Annotated in this window: 22 protein-coding genes and 1 pseudogene; 8 read left to right on the top strand and 15 right to left on the bottom strand. The window is 69.5% G+C overall.

The window, feature by feature from the left end; genetic code table 11:
• Positions 1 to 355 precede the first annotated feature (355 nt).
• A complete protein-coding gene (locus tag ACFYY2_RS03210; protein ID WP_388736267.1) occupies positions 356 to 1681 on the top strand; it encodes a hypothetical protein in 1326 nt (441 codons plus the stop codon).
• Positions 1682 to 1870: 189 nt separating this feature from the next.
• Here ACFYY2_RS03210 and ACFYY2_RS03205 read toward each other — a convergent pair whose 3' ends face one another.
• The 3 genes from ACFYY2_RS03205 to ACFYY2_RS03195 form a co-directional block, all read right to left on the bottom strand.
• Positions 1871 to 2686 (bottom strand): alpha/beta fold hydrolase, encoded by an 816-nt coding sequence (locus tag ACFYY2_RS03205; RefSeq protein ID WP_388736264.1) that lies wholly within the window; start codon positions 2684 to 2686, stop codon positions 1871 to 1873.
• 59 nt (positions 2687 to 2745) lie between these two features.
• Positions 2746 to 3114 (bottom strand): DoxX family protein, encoded by a 369-nt coding sequence (locus tag ACFYY2_RS03200; RefSeq protein ID WP_388736261.1) that lies wholly within the window; start codon positions 3112 to 3114, stop codon positions 2746 to 2748.
• A gap of 180 nt (positions 3115 to 3294) precedes the next feature.
• A complete protein-coding gene (locus ACFYY2_RS03195; protein WP_388736260.1) occupies positions 3295 to 4689 on the bottom strand; it encodes an FAD-dependent oxidoreductase in 1395 nt (464 codons plus the stop codon).
• Positions 4690 to 5253: 564 nt separating this feature from the next.
• Between ACFYY2_RS03195 and ACFYY2_RS03190 the strand changes: the two genes are divergently transcribed.
• Positions 5254 to 6615 (top strand): MFS transporter, encoded by a 1362-nt coding sequence (locus tag ACFYY2_RS03190; RefSeq protein WP_388736257.1) that lies wholly within the window; start codon positions 5254 to 5256, stop codon positions 6613 to 6615.
• Between the two features lie 27 nt (positions 6616 to 6642).
• Positions 6643 to 7284, top strand: coding sequence for a TetR/AcrR family transcriptional regulator (locus ACFYY2_RS03185; RefSeq protein ID WP_388736255.1), 642 nt, complete (start codon positions 6643 to 6645; stop codon positions 7282 to 7284).
• Positions 7285 to 7465: 181 nt separating this feature from the next.
• Here the strand turns inward: ACFYY2_RS03185 and ACFYY2_RS03180 are convergent.
• From ACFYY2_RS03180 to ACFYY2_RS03165, 4 genes and pseudogenes are all read right to left on the bottom strand, one after another.
• A pseudogene (locus tag ACFYY2_RS03180) lies at positions 7466 to 7557 on the bottom strand (IS5/IS1182 family transposase); the annotation flags it as partial.
• 41 nt (positions 7558 to 7598) lie between these two features.
• Positions 7599 to 9038, bottom strand: a complete 1440-nt coding sequence (gndA, locus tag ACFYY2_RS03175; protein WP_388736252.1) for an NADP-dependent phosphogluconate dehydrogenase — start codon at positions 9036 to 9038, stop codon at positions 7599 to 7601.
• A gap of 783 nt (positions 9039 to 9821) precedes the next feature.
• Positions 9822 to 10382, bottom strand: a complete 561-nt coding sequence (locus ACFYY2_RS03170; RefSeq protein WP_388736249.1) for an NADPH-dependent FMN reductase — start codon at positions 10380 to 10382, stop codon at positions 9822 to 9824.
• A 529-nt stretch (positions 10383 to 10911) separates the two neighbouring features.
• Positions 10912 to 11478, bottom strand: a complete 567-nt coding sequence (locus ACFYY2_RS03165; RefSeq protein WP_388736246.1) for an ester cyclase — start codon at positions 11476 to 11478, stop codon at positions 10912 to 10914.
• Positions 11479 to 12102: 624 nt separating this feature from the next.
• Here ACFYY2_RS03165 and ACFYY2_RS03160 point away from each other — a divergent pair.
• Positions 12103 to 12315 carry a hypothetical protein gene (locus ACFYY2_RS03160; RefSeq protein ID WP_388736243.1) on the top strand — a complete coding sequence of 71 codons (213 nt, stop codon included), beginning with the start codon at positions 12103 to 12105 and terminating at the stop codon, positions 12313 to 12315.
• A 209-nt stretch (positions 12316 to 12524) separates the two neighbouring features.
• Here ACFYY2_RS03160 and ACFYY2_RS03155 read toward each other — a convergent pair whose 3' ends face one another.
• The gene (locus ACFYY2_RS03155; protein WP_388736241.1) at positions 12525 to 13142 is read right to left on the bottom strand and encodes a TetR/AcrR family transcriptional regulator; all 618 of its coding nucleotides are present in this window, start codon (positions 13140 to 13142) and stop codon (positions 12525 to 12527) included.
• 293 nt (positions 13143 to 13435) lie between these two features.
• On the opposite strand from ACFYY2_RS03155, the gene ACFYY2_RS03150 reads away from it, so the two are divergent.
• The 3 genes from ACFYY2_RS03150 (at position 13436) to ACFYY2_RS03140 (ending at position 16990) form a co-directional block, all read left to right on the top strand.
• Positions 13436 to 14146: an SDR family NAD(P)-dependent oxidoreductase gene (locus ACFYY2_RS03150; protein WP_388736238.1), complete on the top strand. Its 711-nt coding sequence runs from the start codon at positions 13436 to 13438 to the stop codon at positions 14144 to 14146.
• A 64-nt stretch (positions 14147 to 14210) separates the two neighbouring features.
• Positions 14211 to 15239: a nitronate monooxygenase gene (locus tag ACFYY2_RS03145; protein ID WP_388736235.1), complete on the top strand. Its 1029-nt coding sequence runs from the start codon at positions 14211 to 14213 to the stop codon at positions 15237 to 15239.
• Between the two features lie 290 nt (positions 15240 to 15529).
• Positions 15530 to 16990, top strand: coding sequence for a dihydrolipoyl dehydrogenase family protein (locus ACFYY2_RS03140; RefSeq protein WP_388736232.1), 1461 nt, complete (start codon positions 15530 to 15532; stop codon positions 16988 to 16990).
• 166 nt (positions 16991 to 17156) lie between these two features.
• On the opposite strand, the gene ACFYY2_RS03135 is transcribed toward ACFYY2_RS03140, so the two are convergent.
• The 4 genes from ACFYY2_RS03135 to ACFYY2_RS03120 form a co-directional block, all read right to left on the bottom strand.
• On the bottom strand, positions 17157 to 18080 hold the full coding sequence (locus ACFYY2_RS03135; protein ID WP_388736229.1) for a LysR family transcriptional regulator: 924 nt from the start codon (positions 18078 to 18080) through the stop codon (positions 17157 to 17159).
• Between the two features lie 276 nt (positions 18081 to 18356).
• Complete coding sequence (locus ACFYY2_RS03130) at positions 18357 to 18800, bottom strand: VOC family protein (RefSeq protein ID WP_388736227.1); 444 nt, start codon at positions 18798 to 18800, stop codon at positions 18357 to 18359.
• 324 nt (positions 18801 to 19124) lie between these two features.
• On the bottom strand, positions 19125 to 19580 hold the full coding sequence (locus tag ACFYY2_RS03125) for a MarR family winged helix-turn-helix transcriptional regulator (protein ID WP_388736225.1): 456 nt from the start codon (positions 19578 to 19580) through the stop codon (positions 19125 to 19127).
• A 184-nt stretch (positions 19581 to 19764) separates the two neighbouring features.
• Positions 19765 to 20937: a YbfB/YjiJ family MFS transporter gene (locus ACFYY2_RS03120; RefSeq protein WP_388736817.1), complete on the bottom strand. Its 1173-nt coding sequence runs from the start codon at positions 20935 to 20937 to the stop codon at positions 19765 to 19767.
• A gap of 670 nt (positions 20938 to 21607) precedes the next feature.
• Here ACFYY2_RS03120 and ACFYY2_RS03115 point away from each other — a divergent pair.
• Positions 21608 to 22672: an alpha/beta fold hydrolase gene (locus tag ACFYY2_RS03115; RefSeq protein ID WP_388736222.1), complete on the top strand. Its 1065-nt coding sequence runs from the start codon at positions 21608 to 21610 to the stop codon at positions 22670 to 22672.
• Positions 22673 to 22914: 242 nt separating this feature from the next.
• Here the strand turns inward: ACFYY2_RS03115 and ACFYY2_RS03110 are convergent, their stop codons facing one another.
• The 3 genes from ACFYY2_RS03110 to wrbA form a co-directional block, all read right to left on the bottom strand.
• Positions 22915 to 23286 (bottom strand): SgcJ/EcaC family oxidoreductase, encoded by a 372-nt coding sequence (locus tag ACFYY2_RS03110; RefSeq protein ID WP_388736218.1) that lies wholly within the window; start codon positions 23284 to 23286, stop codon positions 22915 to 22917.
• Between the two features lie 90 nt (positions 23287 to 23376).
• On the bottom strand, positions 23377 to 23670 hold the full coding sequence (locus ACFYY2_RS03105) for a muconolactone Delta-isomerase family protein (protein ID WP_388736215.1): 294 nt from the start codon (positions 23668 to 23670) through the stop codon (positions 23377 to 23379).
• A 265-nt stretch (positions 23671 to 23935) separates the two neighbouring features.
• Positions 23936 to 24547 (bottom strand): NAD(P)H:quinone oxidoreductase, encoded by a 612-nt coding sequence (gene wrbA / locus ACFYY2_RS03100; RefSeq protein WP_388736213.1) that lies wholly within the window; start codon positions 24545 to 24547, stop codon positions 23936 to 23938.
• Positions 24548 to 25156 lie beyond the last annotated feature (609 nt).

The following is a 25156-nucleotide window of genomic DNA, read 5'->3' as shown; positions in this document are numbered from 1 at the left end:
CGTTCGGTGGCCGAAAGGACCCACCCCCGACGCCGGGCCCCGCATGTGCTGGGGTCCGGCGTCGGCACAGGGTTTCAGGGGGCGATGATGTGTGCGGGAGCAGCGCCTGAGGCGGACGCAGCGTAATGGCCTGACAACCCGGCGAAGTCGGCCGGGGGTGGCGGCGCTCCCCCGCCCGGGGCTCACCAGAAGGCCACCGCCGGCTCCTTTCGGACCCGGGGCAGGGATGGCGCACCGTGATTTTAGTAACGCCGGATACCTACATATGCGGATTTCGTCGCACCTTGATACGTCAAGCAAGGTATACATGCATGAGGAAGGTATACGTGCAGGAGAACTGACGAATGGGGCGTTCATGCGCACTTTCACCCGCAGGGGAATCCTCGGCCTGAGCGCGGGTGCGGCGGCCGCCGTGGGACTCGCGGCGTGCCACTCCCTCGCGTCGCCGAAAAGTGCGCACGCCGTCGACGGCCCGAGCGGCACCCCCGCGGCTCCCCCCACAACCGCCCCCACCGAGCCCCCCGTCCGGCTCATAGGCGACGGTTCGACGTCATTCACCGGCAAGCAGCCGCATCAGCCGGCCGCACCCGTGCCGCTGGAGCCCGGACAGACCCCTCCCCAGTTCGTCATCTTCTCCTGGGACGGTGCGGGCGAGGTCGGCAACGGCCTCTTCCCCCGCTTCCTCGACCTGGCGCAGCAGCACGGGGCGTACATGACCTTCTTCCTCTCGGGCCTGTATCTGCTCCCCGAGTCCAAGAAGCGGCTGTACGACCCCCCGAACAACCCGCTCGGCGCCTCGGACATCGGCTATCTCACCGACGAGCACGTCCGGGCCACGCTCACGAACGTGCGCCGGGCCTGGCTGGAGGGCCATGAGATCGGTACGCACTTCAACGGCCATTTCTGCGGCGGTCGTGGCAGCGTGGGGAACTGGACGTCCCAGCAGTGGCGGGCGGAGATAGACCAGGCCAAGTCGTTCGTGAAGGAGTGGCGGACCAACACCGGCTGGACCGACGAGCCGCCCCTGCCCTTCGACTACGACAAGGAACTGGTGGGCGGCCGGACCCCGTGTCTGCTCGGTCAGGACAGCCTGCTTCCCACGGCACGACAGCTCGGCTGGCGTTACGACGCCTCCTCACCCGGTGGCCGTCAGGTCTGGCCCGTGAAGAAGGAGGGGGTCTGGGACCTGCCGTTGCAGCAGATACCCTTCCCCGGCCACTCCTTCGAGGTCCTGTCGATGGACTACAACATGCTCGCCAATCAGTCGGTCAACTCGACACAGGCTCCGGCATACAACTATCCCGGCTGGCGGGATCAGGCCACCCAGGCCTATATATCGGGCTTCCAGCGGGCGTACGAGTCGAATCGGGCGCCGTTCTTCATCGGCAACCACTTCGAGCAGTGGAACGGCGGCATCTACATGGACGCCGTCGAGAAGGCGCTCGAGCACATCGCGCAGGAAAGGGACAAGGGCGGCGATGTGCGCCTCGTCTCCTTCCGCCAGTTCACCGACTGGCTCGATGTGCAGCGGCCCGAGGTGCTGGCCGCGCTGCGCGGGCTGGATGTCGGTCAGCAGCCGGTTGACGGGTGGGCGGGCTTCCTCGGGAGTCGGCCCGACACCGCCGGGACGCCGGGGGCCTCGGAGACTCCTGGCTTGGGTGACTCCGGAGCCGCCGCCTGAACCGGCCACGCCCGTAGAAGCACCGAAGCCGACGAGCGGATGCTCGTCGGCTTCGGTGCTTGATCCCGTACGTGACAGACCGCTGGCGGGATGCGCCGGCACGGGGGCCGGGCTCGCAGCGCTCCGCGCCACGGCTGAGTGGTGATCGGCAGTCGGGCACCGACGCTCTGCCGTCCTGCGCGCCAGGGGTCAGTCCAGGTCGCTGATGAACCGGGTGAGGATGTCCGCGAAGTCCTCCGGCGCCTCAAGATGAGGGGCGTGTCCGACGCCGGGCAGGATCTGCACGGCCCCGCGCCAGAGCGCCGGCATCCGAATGTCCTTCAGGTACTCCGCGCTGATCAGCTGTTCGCCCTCGCCGTGCAGTACCGCCAGGGGCTGCGTCAGGTGCTCCACGACAGCCCTCTCATCGGCGAACGCCCCGGCCTGGAGGCTCGCCAGAAGACCGGCGCGAGCCGCCCCGTCGGTGGCGAGCACGTCCGCGACGAGCTCGTCGGTCGGCAGCGTCGATCCGGGGGCCAGGAAGCTCCTGGCGTAGGACTGAGCCGCTTCGGCGTCCACTTCCGGGGTGAACCCCACGTTCATGGCGGGGTTCGGCAGGAAGGCCCGGCCGACGTCGGCCGGGCTGCCGATCGGCGGGGTGCCGAAGAGGACGAACCCTGCGGCCGCGGGCAGCACGGAGGCTGCTTCGAGGGCGATGTGTCCGCCCAGGCTCCAGCCGACCACCACCGCGTCCTCGGCCTGCAGTTCCCCGACGAAGCCGGCGAGAACGGAGGCGTAGGACCGCAGTGAGTAGTCGTCGGCCCGCCCGGTGCGTGCCGAGCCGCCGTGGCCGGGCAGATCCGGTGCGAGGCAGCGGAACCGCTCACCGAAGGGGCCGTCGAGAAGATGTCGCCAGACACGGCTGGAGGAGGAGTTCCCGTGCACCAGGACGACCGTCCGCCCCGTGCCCTCCGAGGCTCTGTAGGTGACGTGCTGCCCGGCGATGCCGATCCGTTGTTCCTTCACAGGGCTTTCCTCTTCCTGGACGACACGCCGCTCCTCCCCCATGTTCAACGGCCGTCCCGTCACTGAGAAGCGGCCAGGGTGATGGCAGCGGCCACGGAGAGGATGAGGAACATGATCGGGGCCATGGCCGCGTTGCGGGCGGCGCTGTCCCGGTAGTCGCCCCACTTCGCGTGGAAGCTGATCGCCCCGAGGAACACGATCGCCAGGCCGGCCGCAGCCGCGATGCCAAGCGGCTGCCACCAGATGCCCACGACGAGGCCGACGCCCGCGGCCACCTCGGCCAGACCGATCAGTCGGACCATGGTGGCGCTGAGGCCCTTCTGGACCAGTCCGTCCGGCACGTCGCCCTTGAGCTGCGCCTTGGGCGCGCCGGCGGCGAGAGACAGGAGGGCCAGCAGAGCACTGAGAATTACGGCAGCGATGTACATGATTGATTCCTTCTCGAAATGTCGAAAGACAGATGGGTGATGTGCTGATGGGGTGGTGCGTGAGCCCATCGGGCCTTTCCTGAGTGAGGATTCGGCCCGTATGGGTTCTGTCGTACCGACGCGTCGGCTTATGCCGGCCGCGACGGCCGAAACGTCATGGCGGACTGTCCGCTTCACCCTTCACGAAGGCGAACCCGCACCCTGGTTCACCGCCGCGGCCCGCTCCAGCAGCGCCGGATCGGCCAGGGTGTCGGGGTGGGCGAACATGAACCGGACGGCCCGGTGCGCCTCGGCGACCGTCGCATCGGTGAGCGCGGCCCGCATGAGCTGCTCCGTCGCGGCCCGTTGGCGCTGGAGCTCGTCGCTCACCTCGATCGCCTGGAGTATGTCCGCCCGCACGGCGTCGGCGTCTGCGGAGGGCACCCACACCGCGTCCGTCGCGACCTTCTGCGAGGCGAAGAAGCGATCGGCGGGAAGGGCGGGATCGGGGGCGTCGGCGAGATAGTCGGACAGACAGGCCGCATGCAGGGCGGCCGAGGACACGCCCTGGGCGTACTTCGCGTTGAGGGACACCGCCGCGTCCCCGACACTGACCAGGCGGGCCGGGAAGCGCCTGAGCCCCACGAAGTCGCGCCGCCTGCTGGTGGCCTGACGGTATCTCAGTACGTCGCGGACCACGACACCGCCGGCAGCCCTGCCGAAGGGCGCCGGAAGCTTGTCACAGAGCGCACGGAATTCCTCGACCGACCCCGGAGGCTTGTTGCCTCCGTAGACGAGCAGGGAAATCATCCACTGGTCGTTCTCGATCGGAACGACCAGGCCCGCGGCCAGTCCACCGGGACCGGCGAACCGCGGGTACTGGAGAGCCGTGAAGCGCCGGTCCCTGTCCGTGCCGTCCCCGCCGAACACGACGGTCGCGTAGTGGATGCCGGTCTGCAGGCGCTGCTGGTGAGGCCGGCTGTAGCCCGCCTCGTCCAGCCAGTCCGAAAGGCTGCTGGAGCGGCCCATCGCGTCCACGACGAAGTCGACGGGCAGAATGTCCTCGGCGTCGCCCTCCTCCATGTACCGGACGGAGCTCACCGCGTCGTCCCGGTACACGAGGCCCGTCACCTCGGCCGTGATGGCCGAGACGTTGGGCAGCGCGAGTACCCGGCGGCGCAGCGCTGATTCGAGGAAGGGACGACTGCAGAGAAGCGTGTGCGCGTCGCCGGTGCGCAGCTGCTCCACGCCGTCGACGATCAGGTCCATCGCGTCCGCCGTGACGAGGACTCCACCGTCGTCACGCATCTCGCCCGTGATGCCGGGCAGCCAGCGTTCCATCAGTGCGAGCCCGCCCGGCAGCAGGGCGTGGGCCTGCCGATCGTGCGGTACACCGGGCCGTGGCCTCCCGGTCACGTTCGTCTCGTCCCGCTCGATGACCAGCACCTCACGGGCGTAGTCGGCGAGCACCCGGGCGGCCAGGAGACCGGCGACGCTGCCGCCGAGCACACAGGCCGTGTCGAACAGGACCGGTGTGGACTCCGGCGCGTCCTGCCGGACAAGCCTGTCGAACACGGCGACGGGCGATTCAGCCACCTTCACTCCTACGCCTGGTGGTGGCCGTGCGGCCGCCGGGTTGGCCGCTGCGGGCCAATCACTGATCGTGACCGCGCCCCGTCGGCAGTGCTTGTCTAGGAAAGTAAATCTCCATGTAGTTGCGTTGTCAAACACATGGTCGGTCCACCGAGCTGTCGACAGCCTCGGCCCGGCAGCGGTGATACGAGCGCCTCACCGCCGTCGGCGGGAGCGCGAAACGCGCGCGCACCCGCACGACACCCCGGGGGAAGGCAGACTCCGGGTCCCCGCAAACAGAAGTACAGAAATCCCGCACCTCTGCGCGTCCTTGGTCTGCGAACTACGCGCACCTATGGCCGAAGCCGGCGTTTCCACAGACCGAAAGCGTGTTGAACGGTGGGGTCCGTCACCGTCAGCCTGAGCACCTCCCGCCCGGCGACGACACGTACGGAATCGGATGCGGGGAGCGACGGAAGCGCGTGCGCCACTCGCCGTGCGACGCGACTCACAGCGCGAGGAGACCCATCACTAGACAGACCTGTCTACTATGGAGCCATCCATTCCGTCCAGCACCGAGGGTGATCCATGAGATTCGCGTCCGTCGCTCCTCAGGCGGCCCCTTCCACCAGCCCGGCCAAGCGCGCTCCGGCGCATGCCGCGCCGGGCCGCCGGGCCATGGGACCGGCCGCATCCCTGGCCCTGCTCGCCTCGATCCTCGTGTCACTGCTGGCCGCGTCGAGCGCACCCACTCCGCTCTACGCGATCTACCAGGCTCACTGGGGTTTCTCGCCGATCACCATCACCGTCGTGTTCGGTGTGTACGCGGTGGCCGTGCTGGCGTCGCTCCTCGTCTTCGGGAAGTTCTCCGACCACGTGGGCAGACGCCCCGTTCTGCTGGTCAGCCTCATCGGGCAGGCCCTCGCGATGATCGTGTTCGCCACCGCGGACGGAGTCGGCTCGCTCCTCGTCGCCCGCGTCATCCAGGGCATCAGTACGGGCGCCGCGGTCGGGGCCCTCGGTGCCGGAATGCTCGACATCAACCCCCGCAAGGGGGGTTTCCTGAACTCGCTGGCGCCCACACTGGGCACGGCCAGCGGCGCACTGGTGTCCGGGCTGATCGTGCAGTACCTGCCGGGGCCGACCCGCCTCGTGTACTTCATCCTGCTCGGCGTGTTCGTGCTCCAGGCGCTCGCCGTACTCGGCCTGCGCGAGACCGCGAGCCGCAAGCCGGGCGCACTCGCCAGCCTGGTCCCCGAGATCAAGATGCCCAAGTCCGCCCGGGCCTCCGTGGTGATCGCGGCACCCGTCCTGTTCGCGGTGTGGGCGCTGACCGGTCTCTACGGAGCGCTGGGACCGGCCATCACCCGCACACTGGTGCACTCCAGCTCCGTGGTGTGGGGCGGGCTGCCGCTGTTCGTCCTCGCCGGATCCGCCGGACTGTCCGTGCTGGTACTGCGGACCAGGGCGACACGACAGGTCATGCTGATCGGAGTGAGCACCCTCGTCGTCGGCGTGGTGATCACTCTGGTCTCGATAGCCGCCGGGAACGGCGGCACGGTCTCCGTGATCGGCTTCTTCGTCGGCGCCGCGGTCTCGGGGTTCGGCTTCGGCGGCGGGTTCCAGGGCGGCATCCGACTCGTGATGCCGCAGGTCGAGCTGCACGAGCGCGCCGGGGTGCTGTCCCTCCTCTACGTGGTGTGCTACCTGGGTCTGGGCGTGCCGGCCGTGATCGGCGGCGTCCTCGTGGTGCACGGCGGACTGGTGCAGACCGCCAGGGAGTACGGTGCAGCAGTCATCGTGCTGGCTCTCGTGGCGCTCCCCGGACTGCTGCGAAGCGGCCGTCGGGCGGAAGCGACGGCAGGAACGGCGGTACCGGCCGACGCTCCCGCCGAGCCTGTGTCCGGGGTCGAGGACCATCGACTCGCAGTCGCCGCAGAGGTAGAGTAGACAGAACTGTCTGAGGGAGTGATGGTCATGGCGCCCAGAACTGGGACCAGGCTGCCGGCGCGCGAGCGTCTGCTCGAAGCCGCCGACGAGCTTTTCTACCGCGAGGGCGTTCAGACCGTCGGCATCGACCGGGTGATCGAGCAGGCAGGCGTGGCCAAGGCATCCCTCTACAACACCTTCGGCAACAAGGAAGGTCTTGTCTGCGCCTATCTGGATCATCGGAGCGTCCGCCTCCGGGACCGGATCACCCGCACGCTGACCCGCTTCCGGACTCCGCGCGAGCAGTTGCTCGGAGTCTTCGACGCCCAAGGCGAGGCGTTCACCGAAGCGGGGTACAACGGCTGCGCGTTCGCCCGGGCCACGGCCGAAGCGCCGGAGAACAGCTCGATCAGACGCGCCGCCGAGGGCAACAGGACGTGGCTGCGCGGACTGCTGACGGCACTCGCCACGGAATCCGGATATGCGGCGCCCGAGGAACTGGCCCGCCAGTTGCACCTCCTGTACGACGGAGCGGCGCAGTCCGCGCGGATGGACCGCGACCCCGCCGCGGCCACTACGGCGCGCGCTGCCGCGAGCGTCCTGCTGGCTGCGGCGCCGCTCGCCTCGGAAGCGGCGATTCCCTCCACCGAGGAGCGGGGCCACCAGGAGACCGAGATCGCGACGTCCTGATTCCGTCGCTCCACCCCGCGAGTCGCGTCCGACAGTGGACGGACTCGGCCGAAGGCCCACCCGGCCGCACCTATGGGCGCGGCCGGGTGGGCCTTCGGCTACGGGCGTGCCGTCTTGTTAACCGTCTGCCCCGCGGAGGCGTGGAGGGCCGAGGGCCGTGCGGAGCCGTCGCTGACGCGACGGACCACCGCCGACCACGGACCGGATCGGCCGTCATCAACGGCTCGATCCGGTCCCACCCCTCTTATCAGTGATCACCAACCGGACGGACAGACACATCCGATCAGCCGGCGAGCAGATCGAGGGGACACACTTCAGGCCGACACCTCGGACCGGTCCCCGCCCCACAACGTGTGGAACGAACCGTCGCGGTCCGTACGCCGGTAGGTGTGCGCACCGAAGAAGTCCCGCTGCGCCTGCGTGAGTGCGGCCGGCAACCGCTCCGCGCGGAGGGCGTCGTAGTAGGCGAGGGCTGCCGCGAAGCCGGGTGCGGGGACACCCTGGCGGGTCGCCGCGACGAGCACCTCGCGCCAGTCGTCCTGGGCCTCGGCGATCTCCTGGCCGAACGTGGCGTCGGAGAGCAGGCTCGGCAGGTCGGGCCGGCTGTCGTAGGCGGCACGGATACGGTCGAGGAAGGCCGCGCGGATGATGCAGCCGCCGCGCCAGATGGACGCGACGGCGCCGAGGTCGACGTTCCAGTCGTACTCGTCGCTGCCTGCGGCGATCTCGTGAAACCCCTGGGTGTACGAGACGATCTTCGAGGCGTACAGCGCCTGCTCGACGCGGTCGGCGAAGGCCGCGGCCTCCGACTCGCCGAGCTTCTGGGCCTTCGGTCCGGCGAGCCCCCGTGACGCCTCGCGCAGGTCGGCGTGCCCGGACAGCGAGCGCGCGAAGACTGCCTCCGCGATGCCCGAGACCGGGACGCCCAGGTCGAGCGCGATCTGTACGGTCCAGCGGCCGGTGCCCTTCTGCTCGGCACGGTCCTGCACCACGTCCACGAACGGCTTGCCCGTCGCCTCGTCCACGTGGGACAGGACTTCGGCGGTGATCTCGATCAGATACGAGTCGAGACGCCCGGTGTTCCAGGTGCGGAAGATGTCCGCGATCTGCGAGGGCGAATACCCTGCGACATCGCGCAGCAGCTCGTACGCCTCACCGATCAGCTGCATGTCCGCGTACTCGATGCCGTTGTGCACCATCTTCACGAAGTGCCCGGCGCCGTCCGGCCCCACGTGCGTCACGCACGGCGAGCCGTCCTCGGCCTTCGCGGAGATCTTCTCCAGCATGGGGCCCAGGGACTCGTAGGACTCCTTCGAACCACCCGGCATGATGCTCGGTCCGTTGAGGGCGCCCTCCTCGCCACCCGAGACGCCCGTGCCGACGAAATGGATGCCCTGTTCGCGCAGTGCGTGCTCACGTCGGCGGGTGTCCGCGAAGTGCGCGTTACCGCCGTCGATGATCATGTCGCCGGGTTCGAGGAGCGGGGCGAACTCCTGGATCACCGCATCGGTCGGATCCCCCGCCTTGACCATGATCACCAGGCGGCGCGGCCGCTCCAGCGCCGCGACGAACTCCTCCGCGGACGTGGCCACGATGAAGTCGCCCTCATGGCCGAACTCCTCGGCGAGGGCTTTCGTCCGGGCGACGGTCCGGTTGTGCAGCGCCACCGTGTAGCCGTTGCGGGCGAAGTTCCGGGCGAGGTTGCGCCCCATGACCGCGAGGCCGGTCACACCGATCTGAGCTGAAGTACTCATGCGATTGGCTCCTAGTGTCCTGCTGTCCGTGGTGCTGATGGGTTCCCGCCGAAAAGGGCCACCCGACCATCCTGACGTGCTGAAACCCCGGACGCATGTCCTGGTCCGGCTGGAGTCGGTACGCGTGGCGTGGCGCGGTGGTTCAGCGAGCGGACGTCGGATCCGGGCCGAGGCCGGCGGATCGAGCGGTTTCGCGCGGATCGAACGGTTCACGACGACCGCCGACGGTCCGGAGCCTTCGGGCCCCATCAGCCTCGTGTACCCCGCCCCTGGCGACCTGTTCCTGAGGAACCGGGCGTTCCGCGGGCCACCCCCCGTGCGGACGTGGAGGGTGGACGTCGAGGTTGGAGGTCCTGCAGGTCATTCCCCGTGAACACAGGGGGTTTCGCAGGTCTTGGGCCGAGCGGACGCAAGGGAGCCGGATGGCTCGACCAAGTCCGCCGACCCGCTGGGCCGGGGCTCTTGTCGATGACGCGGCCGGCCGCGTCGTACCGCTGTGCGGCGTGGCGACGGAAACGGTCCGGACCGCATGTCCAGGGTGCGCGCAGTCTCGCGCAAGGCGGGCGCGCGGCCCGTGAGACGTACGGGAACCGCCGGGACCGGCGGTTCCCGTACGCAAGGTCACTGCATACCCGGGCGAACCGATGGGCTCTTCGGCGGCGCCATTGACGCCGAAGGGCCGCTCGGCTGCCCCGGGGGTCGCCCGCTATGGGGCTGTTTCACCTGTGGGGCGGCCTGCGAAGGCGGCCCCACAGGCCTGTGGAACGAGGTGCCGACGTGAGGTCAGGCAGCGCGGAGCGGGGCGAGCGCCGCGCTCCATGCCTGGACCTGGTCCAGCGTGGCGTTCAGCGCGTCGACCTGGTGCTCGCCGGGCTTGAAGGTGCTGAAGTTCTCGAAGTCGGTGAACAGCGACAGGGCGACCTGCGCACGCACGTCCGCCATCTGCAGCTCGGCCGAGATCAGACGCAGGTGCTCCACCGCGCGCGAGCCGCCCAGCGAGCCGTAACCCACGAAGCCGACGGCCTTGTTGTTCCACTCCGCGTACAGGAAGTCGATCGCGTTCTTCAGCGCGCCCGACGTCGAGTGGTTGTACTCCGGCGTCACCATGACGAAACCGTCGAAGGACGCGATCTTGTGGGCCCACTCCTGCGTGTGCGCCTGCGCGTACTGCCCCATCGACGGCGGCATCATCTCGTCGAGGTGCGGCAGCTTGTAGTCCAGCAGATCAACCAGCTCGAACTCGGCGTCCGTGCGCTGCGAAGCGACGTCGTGCACCCAACGCGCCACCGCCTCGCCATTGCGGCCCGGGCGGGTGCTACCAAGGATGATACCGATCTTGACCATGTGAAAACCCTTCGTGGAGTCACTCTCGAAGCAAGCAGAAACCTTGCCTCGACAAGCAACATAACACGGACAGTTGCTTCGTCAAGTATCTGGATCGTGACTGGTCCATCACGCCGGGGCGAGCCCCCGTGCCGGGCTCGCGCGGCAAGCCCGCCGCATGAAGACGCCCACCATCGGCTGACCGACGACGTCGGAAGCAGCAGGGTGGGCGTGACCGCCAGTGGAATGCGACGAGGCACACGGCGGGTACTACGGGAGGAGCGGGTTCCACACGGCAGACACAGCGGCGCGGAACAGGTAGTCGCGGGGCGGGGCAGGTACTGCGCGGCAGGGGCGCACCAGGCTCTCGAAGACTGGGAAACTCGCACTGCACGGCCCTGATCGCGGCAGCCTTCCTTCGCGCGGCACACACTCCCCGCCCCGAGCGCGTGGAGGTACCGGACTCCGGACGCATCGCCGGAATGCGGGCGCGGGTGCGCCCGAGGATGGCCGACCGCGCCGTCCGCTTCGGCGCCCGCCCGCGTCGGGTTCAGCCGGCGCGCTTCACCTGGGCAGCCGCTTCGGCCGCCTGGGCCGTGACCTGAGCCGCCGCCCGGGACGCGCGCCCGCTCACCTTCCAGCCGACCATGCGCATCGCCGTCGCCGGGGCAGGGGGGAAGACACCGAGCTGTCCCAGCATCGTGATGTCGTCGCGCACGGCCTCGTGCCGGACCACCTTGCCGTCACGCAGATCCAGCACGTGGATCTGCTCGAAGTCGATCTCGTGCCCGGTCGGCGGAATGGCCTGGTCCAGAGAACCCTCGTCGAACCGCACGAAGGCCCCGGTGTGGCGGCCCTGCATACGCAGCCGGACCCAGACCTGTCCGTCGCCCTCCACCGCCTCCAGGATGGGGAAGCGCAGGTCACTGAAGGCCGAGCGCATCCACGCACCCGAGGCCAGCACACCGGCGGGCCCGGGGATCGAGCAGGCCGCGGGAGCGACCGCCGCTTCGCGGTTGTGGAAGTCGTCGGCCACCACCTGTGCGGCGAGAGCCGCGTCACCGGTTTCGAGGATGCGGAACAGCCCTCGGGCCAGTTCGACGGCGTCGGTTCCCATGAGTCTTGCCTCTCGTCGCTGGCATCCACATCGCGCAGGTGCCGAGTAATTAAGGTTACAGGGTACCTAATCAATATGGCCTAAACCCTCGACGAGCCCGCAGGCGGCCCGAGTCCGGCCGGCCCCTGCGACATACAGACGCCCGGACACGCGTGCCCGAGGATGCGCCGACACCCCCGCCACTACCGACGCGACCGCCAGCCAGCTCGCGAGGCGGGCACTCAGGGCGCGCAGACCGCAACCACGCCATCGACGGCGGCCCATGAACCGGCCGGCAGCGGGTGGGGCCACCTACGGTCGCGGCTTGCCCGCACCGGGAAACACCCCCTATAGTTGCTGCGCGTAGCAACTAGTGATCCCGGGGGCACACGCCGAAGTCCAAGCGATGGGTGACCTTCGGCAGGCGGTGAAGTCGATCATGCCTGTCGAAACGCGTCCTCACCAGCGCCCCGCCCTCGGCGAACGGATCACCGAACCCGCACGGTCAGCAGCGTACGGGGCGCCCGGCCGTCTGCCGCACGCGCCCACGCGGCAGCCGCCGGGCCACGCGGGCGGCTCCCACCTTCATCCGGTCCCGCCCCCGCAAGCAGACGAGCACCGACACACATCCGGAGGGGAAATCCCATGCCTCACTCGACCATCGACACCGTGGACGTCCAGACCGAGCAGGCCTGGCCCGGAACGACCTTCACCATCTACGGAACCGGGCGGCACCGCGGCCGGCGGGCCGACGACGACCAGCGTCGCACGGACAACGAGACGCTCGCGGGCCACGGACGGCACCGCAGGATCTCTCGCACCGGGTCGCTCGTCGGCACCGACACCACGTGGGCCTGAAGCTCTGCACGAGACCGAGGCAGACCCCCAGCGGGGTCCACGGCCGTCGAAATCGCCCGGCAGGACGCCCCCGGGCCGAGTACCGGTCGTACGTGGAGGCAGCCGACTCCGCTGATCTCCGGCTCGCGCCCGCACCGGCCCCAGGCCGCAAGGTCACGACGGGGCCGGAGCCGCGTCCATCCGGAATATCGAGTCGCGGCGGGTTACGGTCAGACCGCCGCAACGCCCTGCTCGGGACGCGCCCCCAGCAGCGCCAGGCAGTTCAGCCAGAGCGCGTCGAGCTGGGAGGTGTTGTTGTACAGCTTCGCGAGGAGCACCTGCCCCTCCAACTGCGCGACGACGGACCGGGCGGCCTCGCGCGCGTCCCCGACCACCACGTCCTCGCGCCCCAGCGCTTCCAGGATCGTGGCTTCCACCATGTCGACCTGGGCCTCGAAGATCTGCTGCAGCCGCAGGCGAATCGCTTCGGTCTGGGTGCTCATCTCCAGGGTGAGATTGCCGAACATGCACCCCGACACCGATCCGCACGTGGCCTGACCGGCGTGCTGGGCGGCCTTGGTCTCCTCGAACAGCAGCTGAAGCTTCTGCAGGGGCTCCTGGTCGCTGAGCAGAATCCGGTCCCAGTCCCGCTGCTGTGCGGCCCAGTGCTCGTCGATCACGGCGAGCGCCAGGACTTCCTTGGACTCGAAGAAGTAGTAGAAACTACCCTTGGGCACGCCGGCGGTCTTACAGATCTCCGCCACGCCCAGCGCCGAGTATCCGCGCAGTTCGATGAGAGACTGCGCAGCGGTGAGGATCTTGCTTCTGGCATCGCTCGTACGGCCCATGCAATCAGTATACGACCATTCGACTAGTAAGCTCCGTTCGTTCATCCATCCGTTATGCGGTGACTCGCCCATGACATCGCTCCCGGTCCGCAGCTCGCACGCCCACAGAGGGAAAGTGAGGGGGCACGGACTCCACCCACCGCGACACCCCACCACCGCTCGCGTGCGACACACGCCCCTTCGCTCGCCCTGCGACACGCCTCGGGGGGTGATTGACCTTAGACGACCGATCGTCTACGTTTAGAAGACCGGTCGGCTAGCGATCGGTTCCATCACAGTCGCGGGAGGCCGTTATGAGCAAGGACCAGAAGGTCGTCGTCGTCACCGGTGCGTCGCAGGGCATTGGCGCGGGCATCGTCAGCGCATACCGGAAGCTCGGCTACGCCGTCGTAGCCACCTCGCGCAACATCGCCGAGTCGCAGGACCCGGACATCCTGACGATCCAGGGCGACATCTCCGACCGCGCCACCGCCGAGCGTGTGATCGCGGCGGGCGTGGAGCGGTTCGGTCGCATCGACTCCCTGGTCAACAACGCGGGCATCTTCATCTCCAAGCCGTTCACCGAGTACACCGAAGAGGACTACGAGGCCGTGCTCGCGGTCAACGTCGCCGGCTTCTTCCGTGTGAGCCAGCTCGCGATCGCGGAGATGCTCAAGCAGGGCGGCGGTCACGTCGTGCAGATCACCACCAGCCTCGTCGATCACCCCAACTCCAACGTGCCGGCCGTTCTCGCCTCCCTGTCCAAGGGCGGACTGCAGGCCGTCACCAAGGCACTGGCGATCGAATACGCGTCCCAGGGCATCCGCTCGAACGCGATCGCCGCGGGTACGATCAAGACCCCGATGCACGCCGAGGAGACCCACGACGCGCTGGGTGAGCTGCACCCGGTAGGCCGCATCGGTGAGATCAGTGACATCAGCGAAGCGGCGATCTACCTGGAGACCGCCCCGTTCGTCACCGGCGTCATCCTGCCCGTCGACGGTGGCCAGACCGCCGGGCACTGACCACGAGGAGCGTGGCCGCTCCGAGGAGCGGCCTCCGCTGCCACCGCCAGGAAAGTAGACAGACATGAATGCACCACTGGCCGATCTCGGAGTGCGTACCCCGGTCCTGGCCGCACCTATGGCCGGTGGCGCCGGCACACCCGCGATGGTCGTCGCCGCGGCACGTGCGGGCAGTCTGGGTTTCCTCGCGGCCGGCTACAAGGACGTCGCCGCGCTGAGCGACCAGATCACCGAAGTGCGCGCCAACGACGTCCCCTTCGCCGTCAACGTCTTCGCTCCCGGCCCTCATCCGGTCGATCCGACGGAATTCCAGGACTACATCCGGGCGATCACACCCGAGGCCCAGGCACACGGCCTCGATCTCGGCAGCCTCGGGATCGTCGAGGACGACGACCACTGGCACGACAAGATCGAGTTGCTGCTGTCGCAGCCCGTCCCGGCGGTCAGCTTCACCTTCGCCCTCCCCGACGCGGCGGTCATCAGGTCGCTCCGCGCGGCGGGAACGCTCGTCATCCAGACGGTCACCTCGGCCACGGAGGCGAAGGCAGCCGCTGAGGCCGGTGCCGACATGCTGATCGTCCAGGCCTCGGCCGCCGGAGGACACTCCGGCACCTTCACCCCGAGGGACATGCCTGCCGCCGTCCCCCTGCCCCAGCTCCTGGCCGAGGTACGGCAGAGCGTGGGCCTCCCTCTCATCGGCGCGGGAGGCCTGGCGACACCGGACCAGGTCGCCGAGGCACTTCGGGCCGGAGCCGGCGCGGCGATGGTCGGGACCGCACTCCTGCGTGCGGACGAGGCCGGCACCTCGCTCCCCCACCGCACCGCGCTCACCGACCCGGACAGGGGTACCACCGTCACCCGGGCCTTCACGGGCAGGCCGGCGCGGGCGCTGCGCAACCGCTTCACCGACACCTACAGCGACCTCGCGCCGCACGGCTACCCCGCCGTACACCACCTGACCAGCCCGATGCGCAAAGCGGCGACCGCCGCGCAGGATCCGGACCGTATCCACCTGTGGGCCGGTACCGGCTACCGTCACACGCGGGCCGAGTCCACGGCCCGCATCCTGCAGGGACTGGCTTCCACGCTCTGACGGGCAGCAGGACGCTCCGAGCCGCCACCGGCCTTCCGGTGGCGGCTCGCCATCATGTTCGGGCCCTTCGTGGTCCTCGGTCACGTGTGTGCGCGCACGTGGGCCCACCGGAACCCGGCGGTCCTTGCCGTGCTCCGTACTCGTTCTTCCCGGCACCCACCAGGCGATGTCCCCGTCACTGGAGCAAGATGGAGTAGCGCTGCGTCACCTGCTGCCGACGGCTCACGCAGAGCCCGCGTTCCGGGCCGCGGCGCAGCGGCCACAACTCGAACGAAGGACGGAGCTGGGGAATGAACAGCACTTCTCGCGTCTACGATGTGGTGGTCCTCGGGGCCGGACCCGCCGGTGAGAACCTGGCGGACCGCACCCGTGCCGCCGGGCTCACATCGGTGATCGTCGAGAACGAGTTGCTCGGCGGAGAGTGCTCGTTCTGGGCCTGCGAACCCAGCAAGGCACTGCTCCGGCCGGTCGTCGCGCGTGCCGACGCCCGTCGGGTACCCGGAATCAGGGCCGCGGTCCAGGGTCCCCTGGACGTCGACGCGGTGTTCGCCCATCGCGACAAGATGTCCGCCTACTGGCAGGACGAGGACCAGGTCGAGTGGCTGAACTCCGTGTCCGTGGACCTGGTACGCGGCCACGGCAGGCTGGAAGGCCCGCGTCAGGTGGTGGTCACGACCGCCGAGGGTGAGACGGTGCGCCTGACGGCGCGGCACGTTGTCGCCGTGGCCACCGGGACGGTCACCGCCTTCCCCGATCTCCCCGGCCTGGCGGAGGCCCGTCCCTGGACCAACCGTGACGCCACCGCGGCCCGGCACGTGCCTGGTCGGCTCGCCGTGGTGGGGGGCGGCGTCGTGGCCGTGGAGATGGCCACGGCGTTCCAGGCACTCGGTTCCCAGGTGACCATGCTCGTACGGGGCGACAAGGGGCTCCTGCACCGGATGGAGCCGTTCGCGGGTGAGATGGTGGCGGAGTCGCTTCGTGCCGCCGGAGTGGATGTGCGTTTCGGCACGTCCGTCAGCGGCGTCGTCCGGGAGGACGGGCCGTCAAGTCCCGTGCGTGTCACCCTGGCTGACGGGACGTCCCTGACGGCTGACGAGATCCTGTTCGCGACGGGCCGCTCGCCGCACACCGCGGACATCGGTCTGGAGACCGTCGGTCTGACCCCCGGCGACTGGCTGAACGTGGACGATTCCTACCGGGTGACGGATGTGGCCGAGGGCTGGCTCTACGCGGTGGGAGACGTCAACCACCGGGCGCTGATGACACACCAGGGGAAGTACCAGGCGCGGATCGCGGGTGGCATCATCGGAGCGCGCGCCAAGGACCAGAAGCTGGACGACGGCAGGTGGGGGGCGCACGCCTCGACAGCCGACGCCCTCGCCGTGCCGCAGGTGGTCTTCTCCGAACCGGAGGTGACCAGCGTGGGCCTGACGGCGAAGGAAGCGGAGCGCGCCGGGCGCCGGGTGGACGTCGTGGACTACGACATGGGACGCATCGCCGGCGCGGTGCAGTACGCCGACGGCTATCGCGGTACGGCCCGCGTGCTGATCGACGCCGAGCGCGGAAACGTCGTCGGTGCGACGTTCGTCGGCCCGGGGACCCAGGAGCTCCTGTACTCGGCGACCGTCGCGATCACCAGTGAGGTGAACATCGATCGGTTGTGGCACGCCGTACCCGCCTTCCCGACGATCAGCGAGGTCTGGCTGCGCATCCTGGAGACCTACCGCGACAGCGGCGCGAAGAGCGGCTGACCCGGCGCGGCGGCCCGGCCGTCCGACGCCGCCGGCCCGTGCCCTCGTCTCCGGTCACGCCGGAAGGCCAGGGCACGGGCCGGGTGCCCACGGCGGATGCTGAACGGTTCCCGTCCCTTGCGGCGGTCCCGTAGGGCGCTCGGCTTCCCGGACGGTCAGCGCATCGCTATCGCTTGTACGGGTCACCGTCGGGAAGCCAGGCCTCGGCCTCCCCGAGACCAAGGCCTCCCACGTCATGGCACAGCGCGTCGACCACGGCGAGGACCTCGGGGCGGGTGTCGCTCCGGCGCCACACCAGCGACCATGTCCAGTAGACCTCCGGCGCCATGACGGGCCGTGGGGTGAGGCCGGGCGGCATGGCGCCGTTCTGGCCCTTCGGGTTGTTGATGACCGGCCGGCTGCTGCGGCGGACGTGGTCGAAGAACGCCGAACCGCTGGTCCCCCCGTGCGCCACCTGCACCAACCGGGCCCCGGTGTCACGCGCGAGCAGTTCGGCGTAGGTGTTCCAGGACGACCAGGAGGTCGTGTCGTCGTCGAGCAGGACGACGGTGTCCCGGGCCGGCACGCCGCTCGCGTCGTTTCCGGCGGCGACGGCGTACAGCCGGTCGGCGCCCAGCAGCCTGGCACTCAGGCCGTGTTGCTCCAGGTCATCGGTCCGGACCCAGCAGACGGCGAGGTCCAGGCTCCCGTCTGCCACTCGGGCGGCCTGGGTGTGCGACGGGGCTATCCACGGGTCGACGTGGAGCTGGGCCACCGCCGCGGTGCGGGCGGTCAGGCGGGGCGGGAGCCAGCTGACGTATCCGAGCCGGACCGGTTCCGAGCCGGACATCCGGCCCGCGCGCAGCCGGAGGTCCTCGGCGCGGGCCAGCAGGGCGCGGACGTGCGGCAGCAGCGCCGTACCGGCAGGCGTCAGGGACACCGAGCGGCGATCCCGGTCGAAGAGCCGGACGCCCAGGTCGCGTTCGAGTGCCTTGATCTGCTGCGAGAGGGACGGGCCTGCGATCAACAGGCGCTCGGCGGCCCGGCCGAAGTTCAGCTCTTCGGCGACGGCAACGAAGTACCGCAATTGACGCAACTCCACGTTCGCCATGCTACCCCCGCGCGTTGTCGCGCCGGCCCGCCCGAGTCCGCCTGTCCGGTCACCGGCACGAGAGGGCGTGGGGTCGCGGCCCGGAGTGGCCGCCGTCTCCGCGCGCTCCGGGATCGGACGCGAGTGCGGCCGTCCGCCACCCATGTGGGGCGCATGGGTGGCGTCACCTCGGGTCCGGTGGCGGAGAGCCGGACCCGCGTCGGCTGTCGCGGTCAGGGGACGCGCTGCTGCACCCGAGCCTGCGGGGGCGCCGCGCGTCGAGTCCGCGGTGCGCGATCAGCGGCCCGGCAGCCGGGTCGTCACTTCCTGGAGCACCCAGCCGTTCCCGTCCGGGTCACTGAAGGCCGCGAACGACCCGTAGCTCGCGCGCTTGGGCTCCGGGCCGGGGACCCGGGCCTCGTCCGTGCCCCGGTGGAAGACACCGCCGGCGTCGTGGAAGACCTCGCCCATCGGGACGCCGCGTGCGGAGAGCTCGGCATGGGCCTCCTCGATGTCGGAGACGATGAGGTGCAGACCCTGCACCGAGCCCGGAGCAGCGGTCGTGACACCGGTGCCGAAGAGGATCGAGGCCTGTGACCCCGGAGGCGTCAGGTGCACGACCCGGTAGTTCTCATCGGCGACGTAGTCGACGTCGAGACGGAAACCGGCCGCCTCGTAGAAGGCCTTGGCCCGGTCGACATCGGACACGGGCAGAACCACGACTTCAAGCTTCAGTTCCATAATCTTCTGCACTCCCACAGAGATGAACTCACATCGAGCGGCACGTCACCGCCTGAACAGGTGACAGTTTTGCAGCCCAAGTCGTCACCTGTCAAACAGGTGACGACTGTGAGTGTGGCGTCTGTGCGGGCGGACCCGTCTCCCTTACGTCCCACCCGCCCCCGACGACGCGGTGACAGGAGGGATCCGACCCGCGACACGGGGAGATGCGAAAGAGGCCACGCACACGCGAGGCGCCCCGCCCGACGGTCTGTCGGGCGGGGCGCCTCGTACCGGTCCGCCCACAGGCGGCCGTCTCTGTTCATGCCTCGGTATGCCGAGGCGTCACGGTGCGACTATGCGCTCCAGCGCTTCAGCGGCCGCGGCGACGTTGCAGCCCTCCATGCGGGAGAAGACGTGACGTCGGACACTCGCGAGGTTCGCCGGCCAGGCCGCCTTCAGCTGCGCCCACCCGTCGGTGGTGAGACCGGCGAGCCACGCCCTACCGTCGTCCGGGCACTTCTCCCGAATGACCAGCGACTGCAGTTCGAGTCGCTTCACGACCCTGGTCATGCCGCTCAGCGAGAGGCCGCACATATTGGCCAGTTCGCTCATCCGCATCTGGTTGTTCTGCGCCTCCGAAAGGTGCACCAGGACCATGTACTCGGTACTGGAGATCGGGTGCTCGTCGAACATGTCCGCGTCGACGGTTCGCGGCAAATAGGCCATCACTTTGCCAAGAGCCCGGAGGAAGGCCTCCTCGTCCGGGTTGAGGGGTTCGATCGTCGTCGCGTCTGCCATATGCGCAGTGTAGATGGCGACACGCCGAGTAGGTCACGCGTGTACGTACTGCTGGAACACCCCGGGAGAATTCGCGCGATCATCGGCCGAGTGCGGTCCTCGCCCACGGCCGGAATCCTTTCCGTGGCCTCGGGACGCCTATTCATTAGGCCATCGCTTACCGGAAATCACGCGTCCGCAATGCCTACCGCCCTTCACCCGCTGCCGATCGTCCGGAGGCCCGATCGGTCACGCCCGCCGCCCCGCCTGCGGGCGTGGCCGAAGGCATGGTGTGCGGAAAGCCGATACGGAGGACGAAAGCGGTGAGGGCCGCCCCCAGGACGACGACCGCCGCCAGGAAGAGCGCTTGGTGGTAGCTGTGGCGCAGGAGGGGTGTGGCCACCAACGGACCGAGGATCTGACCCACCGAATATCCGGCGGTCAGCATGGCGACGGCGCGCGGCACCCGCAGGTGCGTACCGGTGGCGAGCGCCAGGGTGCTGACGCCGATGAAGGTGGCCCCGAAAAGCACCGCGCTGATGAGTGCGGCCGAGACCCCTCCCACCAGGGCGGGCAGCGCGATGCCCACGGCTTGCACGACCAGGGCGGCCAGCAGCAGGTCCGGCCGGGACCAGCGGCGCCCCAGCCAGGCCCACAAGGCCGCCGACGGCACGGCCGCCAGACCGACCAGGACCCACGCACCGCTGCCGATCCATCCGGGAGAGCTCTGCTCGATCGCGGCGACGAGGAAGGTGCCCGCGATGATGTAGCCGATTCCTTCCAGGGTGTAGGAGGCGAACAGCGCGGTGAACCACCGCCGCGTGGGCGGTCCGCCGGCGCCCTCCTCCTGCGCCGGGGTGACGTAGTCGGCCGGAGGCGCGGGCTCGGGGCGCAGGCTCCAGGCGGGGACCGTGAGCACCGCCGCCAGCGCGGCGGCGGCCCACCACGCGGCACGCCAGTCACCGACATCGCGGAGGAGGAGGACCAGCAGCCCGGACAACGCGATTCCGGCCCCGACGCCGCCGAAGGCCCAGCCGGGCAGGTGGGCCGGATGGTCGCGCAGGTGGCTCAGCAGCGAACTGGCGGCGATCACGAAGATCATCGCGCTGAAGGCTCCCGCGCCGAAGCGGAGCAGCAGCCAGAGCGTGGTGCTGTGGGTCAGCGGCATCGCCGCCAGGCTGACGACCAACGCCAGCAGGCAGCCTCGCAGGACGGCCGACGAACGGCCGAGTCGCGGGAGGAACGTGCCGGCGAGGGCCCCGATCAGATATCCGACGTAGTTCGCGGTCGCGAGGTTCGCTCCCGCCCCGGACGAGAGTCCGGCCTGTGCGTGCATCAGCGGGAGAATCGGGGTGTAGACGAAGCGGCCGACACCCATTCCCGTGGCGAGCGCCGCCGCGGCCTGCGCGACGTGCACCCACGGAGAGCGTGATGCGTGCGCAGCGCCGGAGGCCGGGCGCGGCGAAGGGCCGGTGGCGCCTCCCCTGCCGACGCCGGAGAACGCGAGGTCGTTGTTTCGCACACTTCCCATGGCGGCAAGTCTGTGGCCGCCGTCCTCCCGGACACCAGGACCGGCATCCTCCCTGGTGGGACGCTGAACCTCCCACGGCCGACACACCGTCGGGCACAGGCCGTCGGCACGGCGAGCGGCCCGGCGAGAGGCATCCACGCACCTCCAGGGTTACGGCCCACACCGCCGCAGTGTCCCGGCACGGGCGGAGAACGGATCTCAGGCACCACCACCGAACGGTCCGGCGCACCCCGCCGAACGGTCCGGCGCACCCCGTTCGCGACCGGAACACATACAGGTGGTTGACTCAACATACGTGTGAGGGAGTCCAGATACGTGTCGCCGACCCGATCATCCCTCTCGGTCGTGAGCGGCTCAGCCCATCCGGCATCGGCGTATCTGGGGTACGAATCGTCACCCGTTTGACTGGTGACGATTCGTGTGGAACAGTCATCGATCAGTCGCACCACGTAACTGGACCATCAGTCATCACGGGTGCCTCTACACACACTTGCGAACCGCACGACGGAGATGTCACATGATCAACAGGCGTACTTTCACCCAGGTCGTGGGCCTCGGCACGGGAGCGGCGGCCGTTTCGCTGACGGGTCTGCAGGGCGTATCGGCCGCTTCTCCGGCCTCCTCCACCAGCGGGACCAGGACGCCCACGGTGCCCGCCCTGACACCCGGTACACACACCTCGTTCCCCGGGCTCAAGCAGGTGCGGGCGGGTGTGCTGAACGTGGGCTATGCCGAACTCGGGCCCGCGCACGGGCCCGTCGTGATCTGCCTCCACGGCTGGCCCTACGACATCCACAGCTTCGTCGACGTCGCCCCACTGCTCGCGGACCAGGGCTACCGCGTCATCGTGCCGTACCTGCGGGGCCACGGTTCCACCCGCTTCCTCTCCTCCCGCACGGTCCGCAACGCCCAGCAGTCCGCGGTGGCCCTGGATGTCATCGCCCTCATGGACGCTCTCAAGATCGAGAAGGCTCTGCTGGCAGGCTTCGACTGGGGCTCCCGTACCGCGGACATCGTCGCCGCACTCTGGCCGGAGCGGGTCAAGGCCCTCGTATCGGTGAGCGGATATCTGATCACCAACGTCGAGGCGCAGAAGATGCCGCTGCCCCCGAAGGCGGAGCACGCCTGGTGGTACCAGTACTACTTCGCCACGGAGCGGGGCCGTCTCGCGATGGAGGACAAGGCGGGCCGCCACGACATGGGCCGGCTCGTGTGGGACACGGTCTCACCCACCTGGGACTTCGACGACGCCACGTTCGAGCGCACGGCCGCCGCCTTCGAGAACCCCGACTACGCCGCGATCGTCATCCACAACTACCGCTGGCGGCTGGGCCTCGCCGACGGTGAGGCGCGCTTCGACAGGTACGAGCGGCGGCTGGCCACCCGGCCCGTCATCGGCGTACCCACCATCACGCTCGACGCCGAGCTGGACCCCTTCACCGCACCCGGCGACGGGGCCTCGTACCGAGACCGGTTCACGGGCAAGTACGCCCACCGGACGCTCACCGGCATCGGCCACAATCTGCCGCAGGAGGCACCCACCGCCTTCGCCCAGGCGGTCGTCGACGTCGACCACTTCTGAGTCCTCCGCTCCGGCTCCCCCACAGGGTCGAGCCTGAGCGGCCGCGCACTGCGCGGTGCATCCGCGAACGCCCCAGGGCCCGCACCGGACCGGATCCGGTGGGGGCCCTGGGGCGTTTCGGACCCCGCAGACGACCGACCGTGCGCATCCGCAGGGGCCCGCGTTGCAATGCAATGGGGCGTGGTGGATGTCCACCACGCCCCATTGCATTGCAACGCGTCGGAACCGTTCCGACAGAATCGTCAGTCGCTCTTGGACACCTGATAGTGGGCGATGCGCCACTCGCCTTCGGCACGCGTGAGCACGACGCTCAAGACGACGACGATCGTCGGCCGGTCCACGAATGAGAAGTCGACACTCAGATATCCGAGAAGGACGTCCTCGGAAAGGGACCGGGTTTCGAGCACCTCGTATTCGGCTTTCAGCCCGATGGGCTGCGAGTCGTAATACTGTGCGACACCCTCACGGCCGACGCTGTACGGGCGCAGTCCCTGGAAGATGGCGTCCGCAGTGAAGTACGAGGCCACCTTCTCCGGCTCGTGCGCGTCGACCGCCGCTTTCCATCCGTCCATGACTCCGCGCAGGGCGGTTCGCTGTGCTTCTGCACTCTCCATCAGGAGTTCCTCATCTCGCTCAGGTTCACTCTGCCCACGGCATCGCCGTAGCTGGGGTCACGGCGCGGAAACAGCGCCGCACGGCATTGCTCAGACGGTCTGGCCCGGATCGTTGGGGTGCGACTGGAGGGGGGTGATCACAGCAGTCATCCAGGGCCACAGGGGAAGGCTGCCGAGGACCTGCTCACGCAACTCCGACTCGTCCTCCGCGCGCCAGACGCCGATACTGCGCAGCTCACCCACAGGACGCCACAGACGGAACAGGCGCCCCTGGGACGCGAGCTCCGCTGCCCGCGTGGACTCGACGGCGCGACGGCGGTCGACCTCTGCCGGGTCGGTGCCCTCGGGCACCGTGGTGGTCAGCTCGACCAGGAATTCCTTCATGATCTCTCCCTCTCTTGCTTCCCCCGGTGGCGTGACGCACCCGCCCGCTCACCGGGGGAACACCTTTCGTTGCCGCGGACACCGGCCCGGCCGATGTACACATCGTCATCCCGCCGCCGCCGGCCTGCTAGGCGGACGCGTCCCGCGGCGTCGGCAGCGGGACGCGCTCGGCGTCGTCGGGGACCCGGCCCGGCTCCGGCTCCGCCCCCGTCCGGGCCTCGGCCCGGGGAAGGCGGGCGGCCGGGCCGCGCCGGCAGACCTACGATCAGGCGGCAGCCTGGATCGCGGAGGCTATCTTGACGACGCGCTCGGCCTGGATCCGGGCGGCGGTACGGGTGATGTCGTCGACCGGCTTGGTGCCCTGGCCGTCGACGTGCGAGGTGCCGTAAGGGTTGCCGTCCACGAACTTGTGCGGCTGGGTGAAGCCGGGCGTCACGGTGAGGCCGCCGAAGTGGTGCACCGAGTTGTAGAGCGCGAGGAGAGTGCCCTCCTGGCCGGCGTGAGCCGTGGCGGAGGAGACGAAGCCGCTGTAGACCTTGTCGGCGAGCTTGCCCTCGGCCCACAGTCCGCCCAGCGTGTCGATGAACTGCTTGAGCTGCGCGGATACGTTTCCGAAGCGGGTCGGCGTGCCGAAGATGACGGCGTCGGCCCAGTCGATGTCCGCGGGGGTGGCCTCGGCGATGTGTGCGGTGGCAGCGTGGTTCGCGGCCCAGGCCGGGTTGGACTCGATGGCTTCCCGGGGGGCGAGCTCGGCGACCTTGAGGAGACGGACCTCGGCGCCGGCCTTGACGCCCGCGTCGTGCAGTTCCTTGGCGATCTCGGTGATCGTGCCGGTGGACGAGTAGTAGACGACGGCGAGCTTGATGGGAGTAGCCACTGGGTGCTCCATTCGAAGGGGGTTTCGGGCGAAGGCTGATCTGCCGACCCGAGAACCAACATAGACGACCGGTCGTCTTGCGTCAATCGACACCTGCCCGTGATGCGCGACACACATGTCTCCGGAGGGGCATCCGACCAGGTCACGAGGGCTGCAGCTTACGCACGGGGTGCATGTGGGGCCGCTTGCCGTCCAGCGAGGGCGTCTGTACGGCCACCCCGCCGTCCGGTCACTCCCGCCATGGAGGAAGGTGTCACGCGGGACCGGTAGGCAACCTCCCCCCGGGGCGGCTCGGCCCCTCGCCACACGCGCGTCGGCCGGCTCCTCAGCAGCTCGGAAGCGATGGCCGGCACGGGCCTGGCGCCTGCGGTTACGCCCCCTCGGCCGAGTAGACGAGTACCGGAGCACGGCGAGGACGCCGGCATGACGGCGCGGGACGACGTCCGGGATGACGACGCGGGAGATGCGGGACGACGGCGGCGCCGAGCGCCGAGGGCCGGCCCGTACTCCCTGATGGATCAGCACGAGTCCCTGACGGATCAGCGCCAGTCCCCGGCGGGACAGCGCGGGTGCCGGGTGCGGTGCACGGCGGGGCGAGGGGGGACAAGC

Source organism: Streptomyces sp. NPDC001822, assembly GCF_042892135.1.
Classification (GTDB): domain Bacteria; phylum Actinomycetota; class Actinomycetes; order Streptomycetales; family Streptomycetaceae; genus Streptomyces.
The sequence above is the reverse complement of the archived record's forward strand: the minus strand, read 5'-3'. Positions and strand labels throughout refer to the sequence as shown.

Bases quoted from the DNA above. Each gene is read 5' to 3' on its own strand.
- ACFYY2_RS03210 (WP_388736267.1), top strand. From the start codon at position 356: ATGCGCACTTTCACCCGCAGGGGAATCCTCGGCCTGAGCGCGGGTGCG.
- ACFYY2_RS03200 (WP_388736261.1), bottom strand. From the start codon at position 3,114: ATGTACATCGCTGCCGTAATTCTCAGTGCTCTGCTGGCCCTCCTGTCT.
- ACFYY2_RS03190 (WP_388736257.1), top strand. From the start codon at position 5,254: ATGAGATTCGCGTCCGTCGCTCCTCAGGCGGCCCCTTCCACCAGCCCG.
- ACFYY2_RS03185 (WP_388736255.1), top strand. From the start codon at position 6,643: ATGGCGCCCAGAACTGGGACCAGGCTGCCGGCGCGCGAGCGTCTGCTC.
- gndA (WP_388736252.1), bottom strand. From the start codon at position 9,038: ATGAGTACTTCAGCTCAGATCGGTGTGACCGGCCTCGCGGTCATGGGG.
- ACFYY2_RS03170 (WP_388736249.1), bottom strand. From the start codon at position 10,382: ATGGTCAAGATCGGTATCATCCTTGGTAGCACCCGCCCGGGCCGCAAT.
- ACFYY2_RS03165 (WP_388736246.1), bottom strand. From the start codon at position 11,478: ATGGGAACCGACGCCGTCGAACTGGCCCGAGGGCTGTTCCGCATCCTC.
- ACFYY2_RS03160 (WP_388736243.1), top strand. From the start codon at position 12,103: ATGCCTCACTCGACCATCGACACCGTGGACGTCCAGACCGAGCAGGCC.
- ACFYY2_RS03155 (WP_388736241.1), bottom strand. From the start codon at position 13,142: ATGGGCCGTACGAGCGATGCCAGAAGCAAGATCCTCACCGCTGCGCAG.
- ACFYY2_RS03150 (WP_388736238.1), top strand. From the start codon at position 13,436: ATGAGCAAGGACCAGAAGGTCGTCGTCGTCACCGGTGCGTCGCAGGGC.
- ACFYY2_RS03145 (WP_388736235.1), top strand. From the start codon at position 14,211: ATGAATGCACCACTGGCCGATCTCGGAGTGCGTACCCCGGTCCTGGCC.
- ACFYY2_RS03140 (WP_388736232.1), top strand. From the start codon at position 15,530: ATGAACAGCACTTCTCGCGTCTACGATGTGGTGGTCCTCGGGGCCGGA.
- ACFYY2_RS03135 (WP_388736229.1), bottom strand. From the start codon at position 18,080: ATGGCGAACGTGGAGTTGCGTCAATTGCGGTACTTCGTTGCCGTCGCC.
- ACFYY2_RS03130 (WP_388736227.1), bottom strand. From the start codon at position 18,800: ATGGAACTGAAGCTTGAAGTCGTGGTTCTGCCCGTGTCCGATGTCGAC.
- ACFYY2_RS03125 (WP_388736225.1), bottom strand. From the start codon at position 19,580: ATGGCAGACGCGACGACGATCGAACCCCTCAACCCGGACGAGGAGGCC.
- ACFYY2_RS03120 (WP_388736817.1), bottom strand. From the start codon at position 20,937: ATGGGTGTCGGCCGCTTCGTCTACACCCCGATTCTCCCGCTGATGCAC.
- ACFYY2_RS03115 (WP_388736222.1), top strand. From the start codon at position 21,608: ATGATCAACAGGCGTACTTTCACCCAGGTCGTGGGCCTCGGCACGGGA.
- ACFYY2_RS03110 (WP_388736218.1), bottom strand. From the start codon at position 23,286: ATGGAGAGTGCAGAAGCACAGCGAACCGCCCTGCGCGGAGTCATGGAC.
- ACFYY2_RS03105 (WP_388736215.1), bottom strand. From the start codon at position 23,670: ATGAAGGAATTCCTGGTCGAGCTGACCACCACGGTGCCCGAGGGCACC.